At 47.0% G+C, this 20115-nt stretch carries 19 protein-coding genes and 1 pseudogene; 7 read left to right on the top strand and 13 right to left on the bottom strand.

The features are described from left to right. Positions 1-205 precede the first annotated feature (205 nt). The 5 genes and pseudogenes from QM717_RS14645 to QM717_RS14625 form a co-directional block, all read right to left on the bottom strand. Positions 206-1393 (bottom strand): TolC family protein, encoded by a 1188-nt coding sequence (locus tag QM717_RS14645; protein ID WP_415038508.1) that lies wholly within the window; start codon positions 1391-1393, stop codon positions 206-208. Next, positions 1383-3413, bottom strand: a complete 2031-nt coding sequence (locus QM717_RS14640; RefSeq protein WP_415038506.1) for an efflux RND transporter permease subunit — start codon at positions 3411-3413, stop codon at positions 1383-1385. The genes QM717_RS14645 and QM717_RS14640 overlap by 11 nt, the downstream gene beginning before the upstream one ends. A gap of 103 nt (positions 3414-3516) precedes the next feature. Then, positions 3517-4479, bottom strand: a pseudogene (locus tag QM717_RS14635) (efflux RND transporter permease subunit); the annotation flags it as partial. Between the two features lie 9 nt (positions 4480-4488). Beyond that, positions 4489-5979 (bottom strand): efflux RND transporter periplasmic adaptor subunit, encoded by a 1491-nt coding sequence (locus tag QM717_RS14630; protein WP_415038504.1) that lies wholly within the window; start codon positions 5977-5979, stop codon positions 4489-4491. 2 nt (positions 5980-5981) lie between these two features. After that, positions 5982-6143 (bottom strand): hypothetical protein, encoded by a 162-nt coding sequence (locus QM717_RS14625; RefSeq protein ID WP_415038502.1) that lies wholly within the window; start codon positions 6141-6143, stop codon positions 5982-5984. Positions 6144-6463: 320 nt separating this feature from the next. Here QM717_RS14625 and QM717_RS14620 point away from each other — a divergent pair, with 320 nt between their 5' ends. Further along, the gene (locus QM717_RS14620; RefSeq protein ID WP_415038500.1) at positions 6464-6661 is read left to right on the top strand and encodes a hypothetical protein; all 198 of its coding nucleotides are present in this window, start codon (positions 6464-6466) and stop codon (positions 6659-6661) included. Positions 6662-6917: 256 nt separating this feature from the next. Here QM717_RS14620 and QM717_RS14615 read toward each other — a convergent pair whose 3' ends face one another. The 3 genes from QM717_RS14615 to QM717_RS14605 all read right to left on the bottom strand — a co-directional run bounded on the left by QM717_RS14615 (position 6918) and on the right by QM717_RS14605 (position 10262). Next, complete coding sequence (locus QM717_RS14615) at positions 6918-8591, bottom strand: T9SS type A sorting domain-containing protein (RefSeq protein ID WP_415038498.1); 1674 nt, start codon at positions 8589-8591, stop codon at positions 6918-6920. 29 nt (positions 8592-8620) lie between these two features. After that, the gene (locus QM717_RS14610; protein WP_415038497.1) at positions 8621-9106 is read right to left on the bottom strand and encodes a hypothetical protein; all 486 of its coding nucleotides are present in this window, start codon (positions 9104-9106) and stop codon (positions 8621-8623) included. A 142-nt stretch (positions 9107-9248) separates the two neighbouring features. Then, positions 9249-10262, bottom strand: a complete 1014-nt coding sequence (locus QM717_RS14605) for a hypothetical protein (RefSeq protein ID WP_415038495.1) — start codon at positions 10260-10262, stop codon at positions 9249-9251. A gap of 99 nt (positions 10263-10361) precedes the next feature. Here QM717_RS14605 and QM717_RS14600 point away from each other — a divergent pair, with 99 nt between their 5' ends. The 3 genes from QM717_RS14600 to QM717_RS14590 all read left to right on the top strand — a co-directional run bounded on the left by QM717_RS14600 (position 10362) and on the right by QM717_RS14590 (position 14327). Continuing rightward, a complete protein-coding gene (locus tag QM717_RS14600) occupies positions 10362-10877 on the top strand; it encodes an RNA polymerase sigma factor (protein ID WP_415038493.1) in 516 nt (171 codons plus the stop codon). Between the two features lie 44 nt (positions 10878-10921). After that, positions 10922-11824: a FecR family protein gene (locus QM717_RS14595; RefSeq protein ID WP_415038491.1), complete on the top strand. Its 903-nt coding sequence runs from the start codon at positions 10922-10924 to the stop codon at positions 11822-11824. A gap of 67 nt (positions 11825-11891) precedes the next feature. Beyond that, a complete protein-coding gene (locus tag QM717_RS14590) occupies positions 11892-14327 on the top strand; it encodes a TonB-dependent receptor plug domain-containing protein (protein WP_415038490.1) in 2436 nt (811 codons plus the stop codon). Between the two features lie 186 nt (positions 14328-14513). Here QM717_RS14590 and QM717_RS14585 read toward each other — a convergent pair whose 3' ends face one another. The 5 genes from QM717_RS14585 to QM717_RS14565 form a co-directional block, all read right to left on the bottom strand. Then, positions 14514-16085 (bottom strand): Na+/H+ antiporter, encoded by a 1572-nt coding sequence (locus tag QM717_RS14585; RefSeq protein WP_415038488.1) that lies wholly within the window; start codon positions 16083-16085, stop codon positions 14514-14516. Between the two features lie 30 nt (positions 16086-16115). Further along, positions 16116-16571 carry a PepSY-like domain-containing protein gene (locus tag QM717_RS14580; RefSeq protein ID WP_415038487.1) on the bottom strand — a complete coding sequence of 152 codons (456 nt, stop codon included), beginning with the start codon at positions 16569-16571 and terminating at the stop codon, positions 16116-16118. Between the two features lie 111 nt (positions 16572-16682). Then, complete coding sequence (locus QM717_RS14575; RefSeq protein WP_415038485.1) at positions 16683-16994, bottom strand: rhodanese-like domain-containing protein; 312 nt, start codon at positions 16992-16994, stop codon at positions 16683-16685. Positions 16995-16997: 3 nt separating this feature from the next. Further along, the gene (locus QM717_RS14570; RefSeq protein ID WP_415038483.1) at positions 16998-17609 is read right to left on the bottom strand and encodes a thioredoxin family protein; all 612 of its coding nucleotides are present in this window, start codon (positions 17607-17609) and stop codon (positions 16998-17000) included. Then, the gene (locus tag QM717_RS14565) at positions 17606-18175 is read right to left on the bottom strand and encodes a TlpA family protein disulfide reductase (RefSeq protein ID WP_415038481.1); all 570 of its coding nucleotides are present in this window, start codon (positions 18173-18175) and stop codon (positions 17606-17608) included. The genes QM717_RS14570 and QM717_RS14565 overlap by 4 nt, the downstream gene beginning before the upstream one ends. 135 nt (positions 18176-18310) lie before the next feature. Here QM717_RS14565 and QM717_RS14560 point away from each other — a divergent pair, with 135 nt between their 5' ends. The 3 genes from QM717_RS14560 to QM717_RS14550 all read left to right on the top strand — a co-directional run bounded on the left by QM717_RS14560 (position 18311) and on the right by QM717_RS14550 (position 20113). Continuing rightward, on the top strand, positions 18311-18766 hold the full coding sequence (locus QM717_RS14560) for a MarR family winged helix-turn-helix transcriptional regulator (RefSeq protein ID WP_415038479.1): 456 nt from the start codon (positions 18311-18313) through the stop codon (positions 18764-18766). 34 nt (positions 18767-18800) lie between these two features. Then, positions 18801-19367, top strand: a complete 567-nt coding sequence (locus tag QM717_RS14555) for a YceI family protein (RefSeq protein ID WP_415038478.1) — start codon at positions 18801-18803, stop codon at positions 19365-19367. A 188-nt stretch (positions 19368-19555) separates the two neighbouring features. After that, positions 19556-20113, top strand: coding sequence for a YceI family protein (locus tag QM717_RS14550; RefSeq protein ID WP_415038476.1), 558 nt, complete (start codon positions 19556-19558; stop codon positions 20111-20113). Positions 20114-20115 lie beyond the last annotated feature (2 nt).

Here is a 20115-nt window from a genome sequence, read left to right as displayed (position 1 = left end):
GTGGGTACCCTCTCGGATATAGTGACAAAAGACAAAATCCATAAAAAACGATTTCTTTAATTCTTTTTGAATTACCTATTTTACAGGAGTCTGTTCATTTTTAATACCACAAAAAGCACAATTCGCATTTACGCGCACGCACGTGCAAAGGATTTCACCACACCACTTAATTGAAAAAAGGGTCAGCATTACGCCGACCCTTTCTCTACAACTGATACTTCAAAAGCATCGCCACCGACTGCTGATAGTCGCGCTCCGCTTCGAGAAATTGATCCAACGCATTGTAATAATATGCGGTTTCCATAAAGTACTCGATGGACGAAAGTTGCCCCAAAGCAAATGCCTTGTTGAGCAACACCCGGTTTCTTGACGAGGTGTTGATGTTAGCCGACTCATAAGCATCCAACACCGTTTTCAGATTCGTGTAATCCTCATACAAATGCTTGATGTGGAAATAATGCTCGTTGAGGTGCGTCTGAAATTCCGACTCGGAAGCGGCAACTTCGGCCTTTCGCTGTTTGAGCACATTTTTGTTTTCCCACAGCGGAATCGTCGTCCCGGCGTGAATGCCGTTGTACGTCTGTCCCAAGATGCCCTGATAATGGTAACCGAGCGTCAACTTCGGCAAAGCCAATGCACGGCTCAACGAAAGATTTTTTTCTGCGACTACTTTCTGCTGTTCAAGGATTTTACGATCCGGGTCGCTTTCCTCATACAACTTTTCCAATTCTTCAAATGGCGGAATGATCGGAACCGCAGTATAAACCGTATCATTAAAGGCAATCGCCTCGCCACCGTTCAACTCAGTCAATTTCTGATTGAGCTGCGTGATCTCGGAGCCGTTGGTTTGGAATGCCTTGCGGACTTCAATCAATTGCACATTGGCTTTGTTGAGATCGAGAATATTCCCGTCGCCTTTATCGAGCCGCGTCTGAAAACCCTTTTGTACTTTCTCTGCATCAGCCAAACGTCTGTTCAACTGATTTTGCAGCTTGTTGTGGTAGACCAATTTGATGCAAACCGATTTGGCTTCCAACAAGACATCCTGACGGCTCGCGGTCAAATAAAACTCGGCCTGTTTCGATTGCTCGTTGGCCAATTTCTTTTTTTGCACATAGGCCGTCGGAAAATCGAAGTCCTGCGAAATCGTGAAATCGGTTTGGTTTCCGGCATTGGACGGCGTACCGATAAGGTAATCGTATTCAATCGTCGGATTCACTGGTGTAAGCCCGGTATTGAACTCCAACTTACGCGCTTCCCATTTTTGGCGGTCGGTCGCGAGTGTCTTATTGTTTTTGGCAATGGAACCCAACGTTTGATCCAAAGTCGATTGCGCCATCACAAACACCGGAAACATTGCAAGTCCTATCGCTGCTATTGTTCTATGCTTCATTTTTCTCTGTTTTTCGGTTTGACAAATAATACACGATCGGCACGATGAAGATGTTGAGCAAGGTAGAAGTCAACAAACCACCCAAAATGACTTTCGCCATCGGACTTTGGATTTCGTTACCCGCCAAATCGCTGGCAATCGCGAGCGGTATCAGCGCAAGCCCGGCGGTCAGAGCCGTCATCAAAATCGGACTCAATCGGTCTTTCGAACCTTCGATAACGGTATGGTACAAGTCCTTGCCCTCGTCACGAAGCGTTTGGTAATGTGAGACGAGCAAAATACCATTGCGTGTGGCCACTCCGAACAACGTAATGAAGCCGATGATGGCCGGAATGCTAAGGATGTTGCTCGTAAAGAAAATGCTCATCACCCCGCCGATGAGCGCCAGCGGAAGATTCAGTAAAATAATCGAAGCCGTCTTGATCTTCCTGAACTCTTGGAACAGGATTAAAAAGATGACGAGTAACGACAATACCGAAGTTAGCAGCAACACTTTCGACGCTTCGGCCTCGGCCTCGAATTGGCCGCCGTATTCAATGTGGTAGCCTTCAGGCAACTTGATTTTCGCATCGATGGCTTTTTGGATTTCCTCGACGACGCTCTTTTGGTCGCGTCCGGCAACGTTGGCCGAAACCACCGTTTTGCGCTGTACGTTTTCGCGGTTGATCGTGTTCGGCCCCGAAGTGCTTACGATTTCGGCTACCGATTCGAGCGGGATTTTCTTGCCGTCGTGTGTGTCGATCATCGTGTTGCGGATGTTTTCGAGCGAACCGCGATTATTGTCGTCGAATTTCAGGACGAGGTCGTAGGTGCGGTTGTTCTCGTAAATATCCGACACCTTTTCCCCTGCAAACGCCACATCGACGAACTCGTTGAACTCGCCGATAGTAATACCGTATGAATTGAGCATATCGCGCTTGGCCTTGATTTGGATTTGCGGAATGTCGATTTGCTGTTCGACACTCAAATCCACCAAACCCTCGATGCCTTGGATTTCGTTCTTGATTTGATTCGACAACTGGAACAGTTTGCCCAGGTCGGAACCAAAAATCTTGATGGCAATGTTCGCGCGTGTCCCTGATAACATGTGGTCGATGCGGTGTCCAATCGGCTGACCGATGGTAATGTTTGCACCCGAAATGCCTTTGAGCTTTTCCCTGACCTCGGCCATAAACTCCTCGCGGTCGCGGTCTTTGAGATGAAACGGCGTTTCGATTTCTGCGGAGTTTACGCCTTGTGCGTGTTCGTCGAGTTCGGCACGTCCGGTTCTGCGCGTGGTGACCTTGATTTCGGGAATGGTCAACAACACTTTTTCGACGCTTGTTCCGATCTTATTGCTTTCTTCGAGCGAAATGCCCGGCAAACTCACGACGCTGATGACCAACGACCCTTCGTTGAACTCCGGCAAGAAACTGCGCCCGAATTGGCTCATCATCACCAAAGCAATCACGAACAATCCAATGGCTGTTCCAATCGCCGCACGTTTGTGGTGCATCAATTTTTCAAGGAAGCGGACGTAACCATTTTGAAGCCGCGTCACCAACCAACTTTCGCCATGCTGTTTTTTGAGCATTTCGTCGTTGGTCAGCAAATAACTGCAAAGGATTGGGGTCAGTGTAATCGATACGACCAATGAGGCAAAAAGGGCAACGATAAACGCAATTCCGAGTGGCGCAAGCAAACGACCTTCCATCCCCGAAAGGAAAAACAACGGCAAAAATGCCACAATGATGATGAAAGTCGCATTGATAACTGATGTCCTGATTTCAAACGACGCATCAAAAATGACGGTGAACTTATCGCGTTGCTGTTTCAATGGCAATTGTGCATTTTCCTTCAATCGTTTGTAGACATTTTCCACGTCGATAATCGCGTCATCGACCAAATCGCCGATGGCAATCGCCATACCGCCCAAACTCATCGTATTGATGGTAAAACCGAGCCATTTGAGCGTCAGCAACGCCACGATGAGCGAAATCGGGATAGCCAACAACGAAATGATGGTTGCTCGCCAATTCATCAGGAACAAAAACAAAATGATGACGACGAATATCGTTCCTTTCGAGCAACGTCTTTTGGATGTTATCGATGGAAGCGTTGATGAAGTCGGCTTGACGGAACACGTGCGCATCGACATGGACATCGCCCGGCATCGTCTTTTTCACGTCGGCCAAAACCTTGTCGATGTTCTCGGTCAGTTCGAGCGTATTGGTTGACGGTTGCTTTTGTATGGACAAGACGACCGCAGGCTTTCCGGCTTTGGCGGCATCCCCGATTTTTGGCGCGGCGCCGATTTTTACCTCGGCCACATCTTCGATTCGTATGGATTTGCCGCCGACGGTTTTGACGACCGACTTGCCCAATTCGGCAACATCAGAAGTACGTCCGGTGCCTTTGATGATGTATTCATTGCCATATTCGCTGTGGAAACCGCCAGAAGAATTGCCGTTGGCCGATTGCGAGGCTTTGAGCAATTCGGTCAGCGTGACATCGTAGAACTTCATCTTTTCAGGCGAAGCGAGAATCTGATATTGCTTGAACTCGCCGCCATAAACGACGACTTGCGCCACACCGCCGGTCGCCAACAGACGCGGACGCATTGTCCAGTCGGCAATCGTCCGCAATTCCATCATCGAAGTTTCTTCGGCGGTCAAAGACACGAACATGACTTCGCCCATGATGCTTGACTGCGGAGCCATTGTCGGCGTTCCTACGCCTTGCGGCAAGCGTTCGCCGATGGCCGCCATCTTTTCGTTGATGATTTGACGCGCTTGGTAAATATCAGTGTTCCAATCAAACTCCACCCAAACGATGGAGATTCCGAAGGATGAAGAACTCCTTACACGGCGCACGTTGGTCGCACCGTTGACGGAGGTTTCAATTGGGAAGGTCACGAGCTTTTCGACTTCTTCGGGAGCCATGCCGTGTGCTTCGGTCAAGACGACGACCGTCGGTGCGGTCAGGTCTGGAAATACGTCCACTTCCATCTTGGTGGCGGTGTAACTGCCGTATAAAATGAGAAGGACGCTCGCAATGACAACAATCAATCGGTTGTTCAGAGCGAAATGGATAATCCTGTTAAGCATATCTCCAAATTAGTGTTCGTGACCGTGAGCCGGGAGTGCGCCCGACGCTACCGAAAGTTTGATTTGATAGCCGCCTTTGGTGACCACCCTTTCGCCGTCGTTGATGCCTGACAGGATTTCGACTTCCCTACCGTCCTTCGCTCCAAGGGTGACTTCGCGCTTGTCGAAAGTCTCGCCTGCGGTTTGGACGTACACATAAAACACGCCTTGTTCCTCTTGGATGGCCGACATCGGAATGACGAGCGTATTGGGCTTTGGCGTGGATTTCAAATAGACTTCTACGCCCGAACCCGAAACGATGCCTTGCGTGTTGTCGATTTCAAATGCAATGGGTAAAAACGGGCTTTCGAGCGACGCGCTTTTGCCATACGACACTACTTTGCCGTTGAGGTTTTGCGTGTCGTAGGTCGCCCCGTTTGGAATGGTGAAGTTCGCCGAAGTAATACTTGCCAATTTGCCAAAATACCGTTGTGATACATTTGCTTGAAGCAACAACCGTTTGTTTTTGGAAACCGTCGCCAATGGCGTTCCGGCTTGTACGAATTGCCCATCATTTACGGAAACCGTTTTGATGAAACCGCCCATCGGTGCGTTGATGCGCTGGCCGTTTGCGGAGAAGTTTTTCGAAATGGTATTGAAATCGTTACGCGCGTTTTCGTACAGCAATTTGGTCGTTTGAAATTCCTTTTGGGAAATAATCTGATCCGTTGCCAATTCTTGCGCCCGTTCGTAATCGGCTTTGAGTTTAAGATAATTCATCTTGGACTCGCGCACTTGCGAATCGATGTTACCTTGTGCCAAGTTATTGCCGGATATAGTAAACAATGGCGTTCCTTCTGAAACCGCTTTACCGACAATGGCATTGTCCCCGTTAAACTTAACGATACCATCGGCTTTCGCAGTGATTACCATTTCATCGCCTACGGCAGATATCAATTGCCCATTGGTTCGGATGACTTCGTGAAACGTTTTGCGTTGTGCCGGGGCGTTGGCAAATTCTACCTTCCAAGCCTGCTCCTTCAGATACGTGATGCCACCTGAAGGCTCGGTTGGCCTTGCGGCTTTTTGGGCAGCAGCGACATCGGCAAAAACTTCAACATTGGGAATCTCGATACGATCATCGACATAGCGGGTATGAATGTCGAATACCAATTTACCCTTACCCGTAATTTCCGGCTTCAAAGCGAGCCTGAATATTCCTGGGGAGCTTGCACTTTTTACAGTATTGCGGATGCCCTTATCGCCAATGATTAAACTGACGGTGATTTCTCCACTGTCCAATGATTTGAACGTATCGCCCATAGCCGTAAAATGCGCGGCAAACTTTGTCGTTTCGCCTACTACTAAAGGTTTGAACTCGACGAACAATTCCATCTTATCCGTATAGAGCGTATACGCCAAAGGCTCCAACCCGGAACCCTCGGCCTTCCCGCCATCATTGTCTTTGCATCCGGTAAAGGCCAAAAACAATAACAGCAGTGCCGTTATTTTGCGAAACATGATTAGTGAGAATGTGCTTCGCCTTCTGCGTGTGAATGTCCGTGTGGTTCTTCGGTGGCGGTAGTGTCGGCTGATACCGAAAATGCCTCTTGGTTGGTGGCATCGGCCGCTTCTTTCGATATGGTTACCGTCGGCATCGTGTTGGTGGCCTGAATCAGCGCCATGCTCGTGCCCGTGTTCAGCGTTTTTATTGTTGCATCCTACCAAAACGAGTGATGCGATAGAGAAAGATATCAATAGATTTTTCATGTCATTTAGATTTTAAAAATTAATAATATGCTCCATTGGAGCGCACGGGTTATGCTGCCGGTTGGGGCGGCCCGCGAAAATCTAAATGGACTAAGTGAGGTGGTTTGAGTACGGATGGGCCTCGATAGTGTGTGACAATAGTTTGCCGTACGAACGGGACTACCTTGAATGCAATGCTTTTCGATTCAATTATCGTAGCCGATGACGGAACGGTTTGGGTAATCGTCTTACCCGGTTGCACATTATCGGTGTAGGTGTCTACGAAATGCGCGTGGTGTTCAAAAAGGTGTTTGAGGCCGGAATTATCGCCGTCATGGTGATGGTGACCGTGGTGTTCATGGCCTTTGTGCCCGTGACCGGAATCTTCCTCATGGTGGTGGTGCCCAACGGCAGCATGACCGAATACGACCGTACTGGTGAGAAGGGAGAGTAATAGGTGGAAGAATTTGCGGGTCATGAGACAAATATAAGTGAAATAGACTAAAATACGAGCAGTCAAAATACAAAATCGTCTTCTGTCCAAAACAATCCAACGAATCCCATAGTTTAACATCTTTGCTTAAAAATAATCTAAAGCCCAAATATCTTTGACTACTTTATAATAACAGTATATTTTTAATTCGTTGACTAAAATACCCCGGCAATAAACACCGGGGCATTTCGCAATATAAACAAAACTTAACAACCAACTACTTTTTCATAATTTTGAGGTTCTGGCTTCGGCCTCCCCCCGAGACCACAGCCATGTAAACCCCTTGTGCAATTTCTCCCATATTCAAGGAAACTTCTTTTGTGTTGCCTAAGTCTTGCCATTGACGAACCATGTGTCCGTACAGATCGTATAAGACCACTTTTTCTATAGCCGATTCGGAGGCGGTAATATTTACAATATCGGTCGTAGGATTAGGATAGCAACTGTATTGCAGCGCATCATTTGTTGAAACTGCCAGATTACCTACACCATATTTGAGCAAGAAGAAATCGAAGTCATAATTGGTCGATTCTCCAAGCTGGCTTCCTCCCGCTACATAAACATTCCCTATCGCGTCCATTTTAAGCACTTGACTTGTCTCGCCCGATGTCGCGTAATCGCCTCGATTGAAATTTCCAATCCACAACAGTTCTCCATCAGCGCTGTATTTTATGGTGACGGCATCCCAACCTGCACCAAATGGTGTATTGTCGCGGCTCTGTCCGGCAATATAGATATTCCCCGAAGCGTCGCATTTCATATTGTAAGGGCGATTGGCGGCCCCGGCGGCACTTCGGTTGTAATTCTGGCTCCACAATTCTTCTCCTGTCAAGCCGTTGAGCGCTTTGGTGACGATTCCGTCCTGATTGGAAGCCGAAAAAACCACATTCCCATTGGGCAATACCAAAATGGGCTGGTCGTGCGTATAACCCGAACTTGAACCCTGGTAATAATAATCCCAAAGCACTGTGCCTGTTGGGCTTATTTTTTGGATGTTGACCCTGCGCTGGTTGATGCCGAGCATACGCAACTGGGATGAAGTATAGGCATTTCCGTCGGCATCGATTGCCATGTTGATTCCATGATCTTCATTGTTGCTGGTTCCATTGGTGCGGTGTTCCCACTGGAATTCCCCGTCTGCACTGTACTTCACGACATTGGAATCGTAGTCTGAATAAATCCCGCCCGGATACATATAACCGCGGCTTCGGCCTATTGCCCACACCTCTCCACTGTCGGACACCATAACCTCGCGGAAGAAATCATCGGTGTCGTATTGGCTGTTGAAAACCATTTTTTGAATGAGGTTTCCTGATTCGGCATCAATCTTTACGATCATGGCATCCAAGTCATCGGATGGGTCGGTGCCGCCTGTGGTGGACACGAAGTACAGTTTTCCATTCTTGTAGACCCCGGAGAGCGCCCTTGGCGATTCGACCAAATTCTCGACGACATCGGTGTAAAAGTTGGACCAGATGACGTTACCGTCGGGGTCGATTTTCTTTACGGCAATACGCGTGCTGTTCAGGTCGGTATAACGGAAATCATCGGTATAGATCAGGAAAATATTGCCGTTCTCATCGCCCACAATCGATTGGGAAAACAATTGATAGTTATTGTCCTGCGGGTGGTAGTACTTGCGCCATACCTCCTGCCCGTCGCTGTTTGCCTTGACGAGCATCATGCCGTCAAGAGCCGGGCTGCTGGACATATAGGAGACATTGCCAAGCATATAGGATTCGCCTTGCGGGGTTACCCATAAATCGGTTACATGGTCACTTACGGTCGCATGGGCGAGCATGGACCAAACCGGTTCCTGATTGGTCTGGGCAACCAAACCGGTTATAAAAAAAGAGGTTAAAAGGGATAAGATTCTATTATTTGAAGTCATAAAAAGCTGTCGTTATTTGATTATTGCGGTTAGTTCTTTTCAAAAATGAGATGATCGGTTCCGCCGTTGCCGCCACTAATGTCAATCAGTTCGATTTTACTGGCGGTTTGGGTTACGATGTCCCAATCATCGGTGAGTTCGGCAAAAGCGGCCGGGTTCGAAAAGGCGATGTTGAAATCGAGGTCACTGTGCGGATTGTCGTCATCGCTGCTGTGGCTGTCGGTAATAGACCAACTACCGGTATAGGTGTTAGAGCCGTTGGAAGCCGTCAGCACATTGTCCGAGCCAAAAGAAAAGGTGTAGCTGCTGAAACGCGATGTCTCGTCACTATCGGTATCGAAATAATAAGTGATGCGCCAGTTGCCTTGCTGCATGGATTGCGCAATCAGGTTTTGGCTCTGGTTTCGGTTGTCGTCCCAGTGTTTAGAGGAATCATCGTCATCGTTGTGACAGGTTGAAGCGGTGGTCAGGAAAAGGACACATCCTAAAATCGGCAACATTTTTAAAGTTTTCATAATAAGTGTGATTAATGATTAATATTCAATAGTTCAAATCGTTTGATCAAAAGCCATAGCAACAGTAAAATCAGCAACCATAAAAAGATTTGGATGCAGTAATAGCCTTGCATGGATTTGTTTATTTTTCTCGGCGTTTTCATCAGTTTCGGGTTAAATACAAATAGCGTGTCCCGCTGCCGCCACTCTCGTAGCGCATCCTGATGAGTGTTTCTGTATAATCGATGACGATCCACGATTCTTCGAGTTCTTCGAGGTTATCGCTGCTGAACACAAAAGCGATATGCTCTTGCCCACTGTCGGTATACGTCACCCAAGTCCCACCGATGACAGACGGTTCTCCGGTTGTGGTAGACGTTCCGTCTGCATGGAAAGTAAAATCATAAGGCGCATAGTCCGAAGTCTGGTCGGTTTCCCTAAAAAAGTACGAAACAGACCAACTGCCTTCTGACAGCACTTCCTCAAGGGCAAGTCCCTGGTTTGGATTGGGATGCGAAGGCGTACATTCATCCAGATAGGTATCGATAAAAGCTTCTAGTTCCTGGTTGTTTTGGATGGATATTACAGTCGTCTCCGGTGTGACAAAATCAATCGGGTAAGCAAATGCAGCAACATTGCCGCCTATGCGGTCCAAAAAACCATACAATGCTTTGTTGTTTTGCAAGTGAATGGTCAAGGCAGATTGACTTTGTGGATTGTAAGACTTGACCTCCAACGGAAACCGCAAGGCGATGCAGGACAATTCATCCGTTGCGGAACAACCCGAAACCGCCGCTTGGAAAGCCGTTTGATCGTCCAATGTAGATTCGGTATAATCGGCATACCTGACTTTGACCGGAAATTGCAACAATACCGTATCCGGATTATTTCCGTTGGCATCGAGGATATCTTGTACCGTCTGATAGTCGGATGCACTATCCACAGATACCATTTGGCCGTTTACCGAAACATTATACGGAAACTGCACCGAAAAACAGCTTGTCCCATCGACGAGGTTGTCGATTGCCGTCGCCGACTGTGACATACGCAGTACTTTGGTTTTCAACCCATCGTTTGCCGATAAGTTGTCGATGCCGCTGTTGCGCACGACCAACGATTCGGTTTCGCAGGATGCAATCAAAGTACATAAGGCCAATAGGAAAACAATTCTTTTCATCTTTTTCGATTTCGATGCTATGACAGAATTTTTTTATTCTTCCCTACCCCAGAAATTAATTTTTAGTAATTTCACCGCCGAAGAAAAAACCATTTCACCATGGAAAAGCCTGAATTACAAGGCATTTGCACCGAAATCATTTTTACCAAATTTTTTAAGAAACATTTTTACGGGCTGCGTAATTACCTGTTCTTTAAGTTTGGCAATGACGTTTTGGCCGACGATATCGCCCAGGAATCCTTTGTGAAGTTGTGGCAGAATTGTGCCGATGTCGAGCATCCTAAAGCTTTCGTTTATCGGGTAGCCAACAACGCGACGCTCAATCAGATCGCCTCAGAAAAAGTGCAACTCAATTATAGCACAAATCATGTCGTCAGCGAAGTCGATTATGCCAATCCCGAATACCTGATCGAAGAAGAAGAATTCCAAAAGAAATTCGACAAGGCCATCGCAGGTTTGACCGAAGCGCAACGGACCGCCTTGCTGCTCAACCGCGTCGAAGGGAAGAAATACCGCGAGATTGCCGAAATACTCGACATCAGCATCAAGGCCGTTGAAAAGCGCATTCACGGGGCGTTGGTGCATATGCGCGAACAAATCGATAATTTCAGGTAGGGTAAAAATGAAAAATTCTGTCAGATAAAAATAAAAGCAAAGGCATGGACCAAAAAGACGATACTTTACTGGCACGTTGGCTCTCGGGGGAACTTTCACCCGACGAATTGCAACAACTGGAAAACAGCCCCGAATACCCGACGCTGCTCAGGATGAAGCAAAACTTCGCCCGTTTGCAATCGCCCCGAACCGACGACCAGCGCATCTTGAAACACGTGTTGGCACAGCCCAAAATAAAATCGGCCAAAACAATTCCGCTCTATCGAAAAGCTTGGTTTGCGGCTGCGGCGATGGTTGTAGTGCTTTTGGGTCTGGCCTATTATTTCACCTTGCCCACGCAACACATTACTGAAAATGGACAAACATTGGCTTTTGCATTGCCCGATCAATCAGAGGTGTTGCTCAATTCTGGTTCTGAGGCCGATTACAGCCATTGGAACTGGGACAGCAACCGCAAAATAACACTCGAGGGCGAGGCTTATTTCAAAGTGGCCAAAGGCAAAAAATTTACCGTCAGCACCAAGCTCGGAAGTGTAACGGTTTTGGGAACGCAGTTCAATGTCCGGGCACGCGGAAAACGTTTCGATATTGTTTGTTATGAAGGAAAAGTTCAGGTCACATCAAACGCGGGGACATCTATTCTCACGCCGGGCCGCAAAATCACCATCGATTATGGCAAGACCAGTGGCATCAAAACCATCAAAACGACACAACCCGAATGGACGCAGAACGAACTGGTTTTCGACAATGAAAACCTTTCGGGTGTCTTGGCGGAATTGGAAAGACATTACAACGTCGAGATCCAATCGGAATTGGAATCGGGACAACGCTTTTCGGGTGCTGTTCCTGGCAACGAATTGGAAGCGGCGCTCAATATCATTGGTGCCACTTACCACCTCAACGTATCAAAAAACGGCAGCAGTGTTGTTTTAACCCAGAAAAAATAACGTGCGCATCTATCTCTGCATATTGTTGTTGGCATCCACCTTGTGCCGCGCACAGGAAACTTTGCCTTTGAAGTCCATCCTGAATGCCATAGCCGAAACCCATCAGGTCAAGTTCAGCTATATTGAGGAAGAATTGGTCGTTTACCGACTTGTTCCACCAGATGCGGCTTTATCACTTGAGGCCAAGATCGCCTATCTTGAAAAAAACACGCGGCTCCGTTTCGAAATGGCGACCCAAAATTACTACACCGTCTACAACGACAAACGGATGGACAAACCTTTGTGCGGTTATTTGATGGACAGCAAAAGCGGAATGCCAATTGAAAATGCCGCCATAGCCATTCCTGCATTGGGCATCACGATCGCCTCGGATGCCAAAGGTTATTTCGAGTTGCCCGTACTCACGCCCAACGCCATTTCCATCAGGCATCTCAGCTATGCGCCCAAACAACTCAGTCCGTCGCAACTGTATGTCTCCGACTGTCCCAAAATCCTGATGGATGTGATTGTCGAGGAGTTGCCCGAAATCAATACGCAACGCTATCTCGCAACGGGCATTACCCGAAACGATTTCGGGGTAATTGCCGTGAAACCTGCAAAATTTGGTATCCTGCCAGGATTGACCGAACCCGATGTATTGCAAACCATGCAGCAATTGCCAGGCGTAACGAGCATAGACGAAACGATTTCCAACATCAATGTGCGCGGCGGCACACATGACCAAAACCTATTTACTTACAATGGCATCAGGATGTTCCAGACCGGCCATTTCTTTGGCTTGATTTCGGCCTTTAACCCGATGTTGGCCACCCACATCAAGATTTCGAAGAACGGCAGTTCGGCTTTCTTGGGCGAAAGCGTTTCATCGACCATCGATATTTCGTCGCATACACGCATCATCGACAGTTGCTACAATGCCATTGCCGTGGACATGATCAACGCGAATTTCTTCTCGAAGGTTCGACTTTCGGACAACGCCACGATACAGGCTGCCGGTCGCCGTACGTTTACGGATATTGTCAAAACGCCCACATTCAAGGCTTATGAAGACCGTGTGTTCCAAAACAATGTCGTCACCGATTTGAGCGATGGCCAAACCGTAGGGATTGAATCGGCCAAGGAATTTTATTTTTACGATTTTGCCTTGCAATACCACCAGAAACTGGGCAGACATGAATTGATTGTCGACGGAATCGGCATCGAGAACAGGGTCGATTTTGAGCAACGCACCGATATTTCCTTGAAAGAAAGCTATGCCTCGCAACGAAATTTTGGCGCCAGCCTGAATTGGAAAAGCCATTGGAATGACAAGAATGAATCGGACGTGCAGGGTTATTTTTCCTGGTACAAACTGGGAGCAGAAAACCAATCGGGAGACCAAAATGCACAGCAGCAGAACCGGGTGTCGAATAAAGGGCTTAAAATCAAACACACTTTCATTCCCGAACAAAGATTTGAGATTGGCATCGGTTATCAATTTGACGAAACCAGTATCAAGAATACGGATGAAGTCGATAATCCGCCTTTCTTTAGGGAAAGTACCGAAATTTCCCGTTCGCATTCGTTGATTGCGGAAGGGCTTTACCATTCGGCTAACGAAAAGACGCAATTACAAATCGGAGTCCGCGGCAATTATTTCGAAAAATTCGACTTGTTTCGCCTTGAACCCCGGATTGCATTCAATCAGGCTTTATCGCAAAGATGGAAGTTTGATCTTTTGGCCGAACTCAAAAGCCAAACCCTTTCCCAGGTTATCGATTTACAGGAAGATTTTCTCGGAATCGAGAAAAGACGTTGGATTTTGGCCAATGGAAATGATATTCCGATGCAGAAAAGCAAACAGGCTTCGTTTGGATTTACTTATCTGTACGATGGTTGGCTATTTTCCATTGATAATTTTTACAAGGAAATTTCAGGCATTACTACACAGGGCCAAGGATTTCAGGATCAATATGAATTTGTCAGAGCCATTGGAAGGTCTGATGCAACTGGAAGCGAACTGTTATTACAAAAAAGTTTTACCCAATTTTACACCTGGATTTCCTATGCATGGAATGAAAACAAGTATCATTTCGACGATTTAGAACCTACAAAGTTTCCAAGCAATACCAACATCATCCATAATGTTTCATGGGCAGGCATCTACGAATGGAAGCAATTGCGGTTTGCTTTGGGGGCGAAATGGCACAGCGGACGGCCTTATACCCGATCCATCGGTTTCTTGACCGACCCGGATAATCCGGCCAATTCGTCCATAACCTTTTCCGCTCCGAACGCCGAACGGCTCAACGATTATTTCCAGTTGAATTTCTCGGCGTCACATCAATGGCATTTCAAGAAAAGTACTTCCCTGTTTGCCAGTATCTCCTTATTGAATTTGCTCGATCGCAAGAATATCATTAACCGTTACTATCGGGTAAACACTTCTTTGAATACGGTTGAAAACGTAGACACTTATTCGCTCGGATTTACACCGAATGTTTGCATCAAGGTGGTGTTTTAGTTCGAATACAGCAGCCGAACAAGAGCGAAGCAAAAATAGAAGAACCGGCAGGAATCCATATCAAAATACCATTGAAGAAGTCGATGATTTCGAATTGTACCGCGAGGAATTTGGCTTTTATCCCGATTCGGTTTTTTAGACGTTTTTTGGCAATCCGTAAATCGCTTGATCGGTTTAAGGATTTTTTTACAACAGCTTTAACCGTTCTTCCTCCATATCAATGCGGTGCAGGTGTTTGCGGATGATGGCTTCATCGAGCAATTGCTGGCTCTTGTTTTCGGCGATGAGCCATTTTCTTTGTTCGTCGAGGATTTGCACATAGATGCCCTTGATTTCCGGGGTCATCCTTCCTTCTTCACCAAGATGGATTCCGGCTTCCCATTTGTCGGCCATTTGTCGCAACAATGGGGATTGCTCGAGTTCCTGGGTGTATTTTTCCCGCAAATTTTTGAGCCCGATTTCGGCCAGTTGCAGATTGATCTCCGAATGCAGTGTTTCCTCGGGCACTTTTTCTATTGTCGGTTTGAGGTTCAATTTCCGGATCAAAACAGGCAACGTGAGTCCTTGCACGATCAGGGTTGTAAAAATCACCACAAAGGTGATGAACAATATCAGGTTTCGCTGTGGAAAGGCAGAACCATCTTCTAAAGTGACCGGAATCGATAAGGCCGCCGCCAACGACACTACTCCGCGCATACCCGACCAGCCCAACAGCAAAGGCCCTTTGTATCCGGGGGAAGCATCGGCTACGGTAATAAAATGCCGCGCGATGTAGGTGGCCAGCACCGCGCCGTAAGCCGCCAAGATCCGGCCCACGATCAATACGGCGGTAACCAGGAGTCCGTATCCGATGGCTTCGGACACGCCTACGCCGCCCAAACCATCGACAATTTCAGGAAGTGCCAACCCGATCAAGACAAACACCAACCCGTTCAGCACAAAACTGAGGCTTTCCCATACGTTGAATCCGCGGATGCGCGAAGTACTGCTCAGGAAAGAATGCCGGTGATGCGACAAAAACAATCCACCGCAAACCACCGACAGCACGCCGGAACTGTGGACTTCCTCGGCAACGAGGTACATAAAGTAAGGCGCGATGATCGACAATACGATGTCCATATTGGCATCGGTGGGCAAGTATTTGTGGCATTTCTTGAACACCAAACCGATGAGCAAGCCAATACCGATACCGCCAGCAATCATCCAGGCGAAATTGAGCGTCGCATCGAGCCAGATGAATTGGCCGGTCGCCACGGCAATCAGCGCAAACCGAAAAATGATCAAAGAAGATGCGTCGTTGAGCAGGCTTTCACCTTCCAAGATCGAGGTCAGCGTGCGCGGCACTTTGACGAACTTGAGTATCGCACCTGCACTGACGGCATCGGGCGGGGAAACAATTCCACCCAGCAAGAAGCCCAGTGCCAACGAAAATCCGGGGATGAAATAATTGGCCACAAACGCCACAGACAACGCCGTAAGGAAAACCACGACGAAAGCAAAACTGCCGATGATGCGCCGCCAGCGCCACAATTCTTTCCAAGAGATCAACCAGGCCGCTTCATAAAGCAAGGGCGGCAAGAAAATAACAAAAATCAGTTCGGGGGCGATGTGCAAATGCGGAACGCCCGGAATAAAGCCGATAGCAAGACCCGCAATGACCAAGAGCACCGGATAGGCAACCTTGATTTTGTTGGCCAGCATGATCAGCAGCACAATGGCAAAAACGAGACCGAGAAAGAATGAGAAGTTTTGCAGCATAATGGTAGATTGATGCTGCAATTTAGCAATTTAATCCTTTTCTGTCTGCTGTAAAAAATTACCGTCCTTGTCGAATACCAGCACGTAGAATTTGCCGTTGGTTTCCATCCCGACTTCATACGTCGTCTGTTTGTTGCTGTCGACTACCTTTGAGGCTTCCTTGATGGTTTCGAACGAGAATTTTTTGCGGATGTAATGGAATGCATTGGGCGGCAGTTGGCCCAATTGTACTGCGGTTTCAACGGCCTTGAGGTTACCGAGTTTGTCAAAAGCGGCCACTTTGTTGACATCGTTGCTTGAAAATTGGGCTTCATACCGGACTTCGGAACGGTCGGCGCCCACGTATTCCTGCGACCAGGCCGGTTTCATTTTGGGAAATTCTTTTTCGAAAGCCGCACTGACTTCTGCCGGCGGCACGACTGGCCGGTTTTGCGCAAAACCCATGGCTAGCACAAATAACCCTGCCATACATATCAAACGTTTCATAATCTTGGTTTTTAAATGATTACACAAATTTACGTCATTCGAAATGAAGAAATCATGAAGATAAAAAAAACCGCAACAAACGTTGCGGTTTTATTCTAAACTGATGCTGTGCTAGGGCGTTTCCACGGCGCCGCGCCACTGCATCATGCCGCCCAAAAGATTATAGGTGTTTTCAAAACCCAATTGGTTCATGATGTTGCACGCCTGCTCGCTCCTGCCGCCGGCTTTGCAATAGACATAATAATTTTTGGATTTGTCGAGCTGGTCGACTTCATAAATAAATCCCTGTCCTTTGTAGATGTCGATGTTGATGGCATTCGGGATGTAACCGTCGTTCCATTCGTCTTCGGTCCTTACGTCAAGGATGATGGCATTCGGGTCGGCTTCGAGTTGCGAAACCCAGTCTTGTTGGTTCAAATTCATAAATTAAGCTTTAATAGAGCAGCCGATCGCTTTGGTTTCTTTTACGGCTATTTCTTTGTTGCTGAGCAAGGCATTGACGGCATTCTCCACATATTTTTCCTTGACGGCCTTGGCATCTTCGTGGTTGTCATCGATCGCGCCGATGTATTTCACCTGGTTGCCTTTAGCGGTTTTCTGCAGAATGTACACGTGCGGTGTTTTGGTCGCGCCGTACTGCGGATAGATGCGCTGGCCTTCGTCGAACAGATACGGGAACGTAAATCCTTTTTCCTTGGCGCGTGTTTTCATACGGTCGAAGGCATCCTCGGGTTGCTTGGCCGGATTGTTCGGGTTGATCGCAATGACCGGATAACCGAGTTTGCTGTACTTTTTATCCAAGGCGATGATACGGTCTTCGTACGCCTTGGCATACGGGCAGTGGTTGCACGTAAAAATAACGATAAACCCCTTGGCGTCTTTGTAATCCCTGAGCGATACCATTTTGTTGTCGGTGCTCTTGAGGCTGAAATCGGTAGCGATGTCCCCTACTTTATAGCCATTTATGGCCGTTTTTACGGTAAACGCACTGGCGACCGCCACGACAAAGGCCAAGGTCAAAATCTTGATGTTTTTCATAGTTGTAATTGTTGGTTATTAAATAGTTTGATTTCCTGTTGGAGTTGGTCAAAGGTAAACGATTGTTCGTAGAATTTGCGTTTGTCCTTGTTATAAATTACTGTCGCCGGAATCGCGCCCGACCAGGCCGAATCGACTTTAGAAATCCACGCATTGGCATCGGGATCGCTCAGGTGGACGACTTGTGACTGCAGTTTTTTGCGTTCGATGAACGGCAGCAGGTTGCTTTCGACTTGCTTCTTGAAATCAAGGCTCACGAGAATAACCTTGACTTTTTTGTCTTTGTAATCGGAAGTGATTTTCTCAAAGTTGGGCAGTTCCTCGACACAAGGTGTGCACCAGGTCGCCCAGAAATTGACTACATAAGTCGTATCGTTTTGCATTTGGAGAAAAGGCTCGAATGCCTTGAAGTCATACGAATTGACCCTAACGCCTTCTTTGGTGTAGACCTGCGTGGGTTTGGCAACTTCCGGAACCGCCGTAACCGGAACAACATCTGTGGCTGTTTCCTTGTTATTGCAAGCCAACAATCCGCACAAAGTCAAAACAAATACTATCTTCTTCATCTATTTTTTTTGATGCCTAAAATTAAGCATTTCGCCCCTATCAAAATTAATTTAACAAAACTTTATCTAGACATTTGTATATACAAATATGATTTTTGCTTTACATTTGTACCTACAAATTTTGCAATTACAAATATGACAATTGAAGAAATCATCAAATCGAATTCGCCGATTGCGCTGCCGAAGAAAACGGTGCTCAATATCATGTATACGCAAAACCTGATGGCCGAGCGTTTCAACGAAGTACTCAAGCCTTTCGACATTTCGGCCGAACAATTCAACGTGCTGCGGATCTTGAGGGGCCAAAAGGGCAACCCAGCCAACATGTACCTGATCCAGGAACGCATGCTCGCCAAGACATCCAACACCACAAGGCTCGTCGACAAATTGTTGCTCAAGGGCTTGGTGACCCGTGAGATTTGCCCGGAGAACCGCCGCAAGATGGAAGTCAAGATTACGCAGAAAGGACTCGATTTGCTTGTCGATCTCGACCCTAAAGTCGACGAACACGAAGCGCTGTATGCCTCGAACATGAGCGAGGAAGAACTCGAAAACCTCAACTTCCTGCTCGAAAAATACCGAAACTCATAACTTTTTATAATCAATAACTAAATTAATTTACACAATGAAGAATCTTAAAACAATTGCAATCGCTCTATTCGTAGCCGCTTCAACAGCCGTTTCCGCACAGACCAAGAAAGTCGACGTGACCAAAAGCAAAATCGAATGGGTCGGAAAAAAAGTAACCGGGCAACACAACGGTACGGTGAACCTTAAAGACGGGGCGCTTGTATTCAAAGGAAAAAAATTGTCAGGCGGTACTTTTACTGTCGATATGAACTCGATCAACACCACCGACCTCAAAGCAGGTGAAGGAAAAGAAAAATTGGACGGACACTTGAAAAACGACGATTTCTTTGGTGCTGACAAATACCCAACCTCGACTTTGGTTTTCAAGACCATCAAAGACAAAGGAAACAACGTGTATACGGTAACCGCCGATTTGACCATCAAAGGAAAAACCAATCCGGTAACATTTGACATTGCGGTTAAAGGCAACACGGCTTCAACCAAATTCAACATCAACAGAACCAAATACGACATCAAATACGGTTCAGGAAGTTTCTTCGACAACTTGGGCGACAAAGCCATCAACGACGAATTCGAAGTAGCGGTAAGCTTGCAATTCTAAGATACAGATTGCTATGAAAAATTAGGGTCCGGTGCTTGCACCGGACTTTTTTTATTTCCTAAAATCGGATTTATCGCACATAAAATCAAAACGGTAACGGTTTTTTCGTAACTTTAAGGTATCGCTTCCAATAACTTTGAATTGAATCCATACAAATCCTCACCAGGTTTAATTAAAAGTACAGCAATATGAAAAAAATCACATTCGTTTTATTGGCGCTCCTCACCTCCATTACCTTATCGGCACAGGCAGAAAAAATCGACACCAAAAGAAGTACCATCACCTGGACCGGGAAAAAAGTGACCGGCGAACATTCGGGCATTGTCAATTTCCAGGAAGGCATGCTGGTTTTCAAGGGCAAGAAACTGACCGGCGGCTCGTTTATCGTCGACATGACCTCGCTTTCGAACACCGACCAGACCGGCGACGGCAAAAAGAAACTCGAGGGCCATTTGCATTCGGCCGATTTCTTCAACACGGCAGAATTCAAGACCGCCAAGCTCGTTTTCAAAACCATCGGCGAGAAAAAACCGGGCGTCTATTCGATTACGGCCGATTTGACCATCAAAGGAAAAACCAATCCCGTCAAGTTCGACCTCGCGCTCAAGGGCGGAAAAGCCAGTACCGAATTCTCGGTGGACCGCACCCAATATGGCATCCAATATGGCTCGGGCAGTTTCTTCTCTGATCTGGGCGACCGCACGATTTATGACGAATTTGACGTCAAGGTCGAACTCCGATACTAATT

It is taken from the genome of Flavobacterium sp. (assembly GCF_047602195.1).
Classification (GTDB): Bacteria; Bacteroidota; Bacteroidia; order Flavobacteriales; family Flavobacteriaceae; genus Flavobacterium.
This window is presented reverse-complemented; position numbering and strand designations above follow the sequence as displayed.

Coding starts and splice junctions, on each gene's coding strand:
- QM717_RS14645 (WP_415038508.1), bottom strand. CDS start 1,393: ATGAAGCATAGAACAATAGCAGCGATAGGACTTGCAATGTTTCCGGTG.
- QM717_RS14640 (WP_415038506.1), bottom strand. CDS start 3,413: ATGAATTGGCGAGCAACCATCATTTCGTTGTTGGCTATCCCGATTTCG.
- QM717_RS14630 (WP_415038504.1), bottom strand. CDS start 5,979: ATGTTTCGCAAAATAACGGCACTGCTGTTATTGTTTTTGGCCTTTACC.
- QM717_RS14625 (WP_415038502.1), bottom strand. CDS start 6,143: ATGGCGCTGATTCAGGCCACCAACACGATGCCGACGGTAACCATATCG.
- QM717_RS14615 (WP_415038498.1), bottom strand. CDS start 8,591: ATGACTTCAAATAATAGAATCTTATCCCTTTTAACCTCTTTTTTTATA.
- QM717_RS14610 (WP_415038497.1), bottom strand. CDS start 9,106: ATGAAAACTTTAAAAATGTTGCCGATTTTAGGATGTGTCCTTTTCCTG.
- QM717_RS14605 (WP_415038495.1), bottom strand. CDS start 10,262: ATGAAAAGAATTGTTTTCCTATTGGCCTTATGTACTTTGATTGCATCC.
- QM717_RS14600 (WP_415038493.1), top strand. CDS start 10,362: ATGGAAAAGCCTGAATTACAAGGCATTTGCACCGAAATCATTTTTACC.
- QM717_RS14595 (WP_415038491.1), top strand. CDS start 10,922: ATGGACCAAAAAGACGATACTTTACTGGCACGTTGGCTCTCGGGGGAA.
- QM717_RS14585 (WP_415038488.1), bottom strand. CDS start 16,085: ATGCTGCAAAACTTCTCATTCTTTCTCGGTCTCGTTTTTGCCATTGTG.
- QM717_RS14580 (WP_415038487.1), bottom strand. CDS start 16,571: ATGAAACGTTTGATATGTATGGCAGGGTTATTTGTGCTAGCCATGGGT.
- QM717_RS14575 (WP_415038485.1), bottom strand. CDS start 16,994: ATGAATTTGAACCAACAAGACTGGGTTTCGCAACTCGAAGCCGACCCG.
- QM717_RS14570 (WP_415038483.1), bottom strand. CDS start 17,609: ATGAAAAACATCAAGATTTTGACCTTGGCCTTTGTCGTGGCGGTCGCC.
- QM717_RS14565 (WP_415038481.1), bottom strand. CDS start 18,175: ATGAAGAAGATAGTATTTGTTTTGACTTTGTGCGGATTGTTGGCTTGC.
- QM717_RS14560 (WP_415038479.1), top strand. CDS start 18,311: ATGACAATTGAAGAAATCATCAAATCGAATTCGCCGATTGCGCTGCCG.
- QM717_RS14555 (WP_415038478.1), top strand. CDS start 18,801: ATGAAGAATCTTAAAACAATTGCAATCGCTCTATTCGTAGCCGCTTCA.
- QM717_RS14550 (WP_415038476.1), top strand. CDS start 19,556: ATGAAAAAAATCACATTCGTTTTATTGGCGCTCCTCACCTCCATTACC.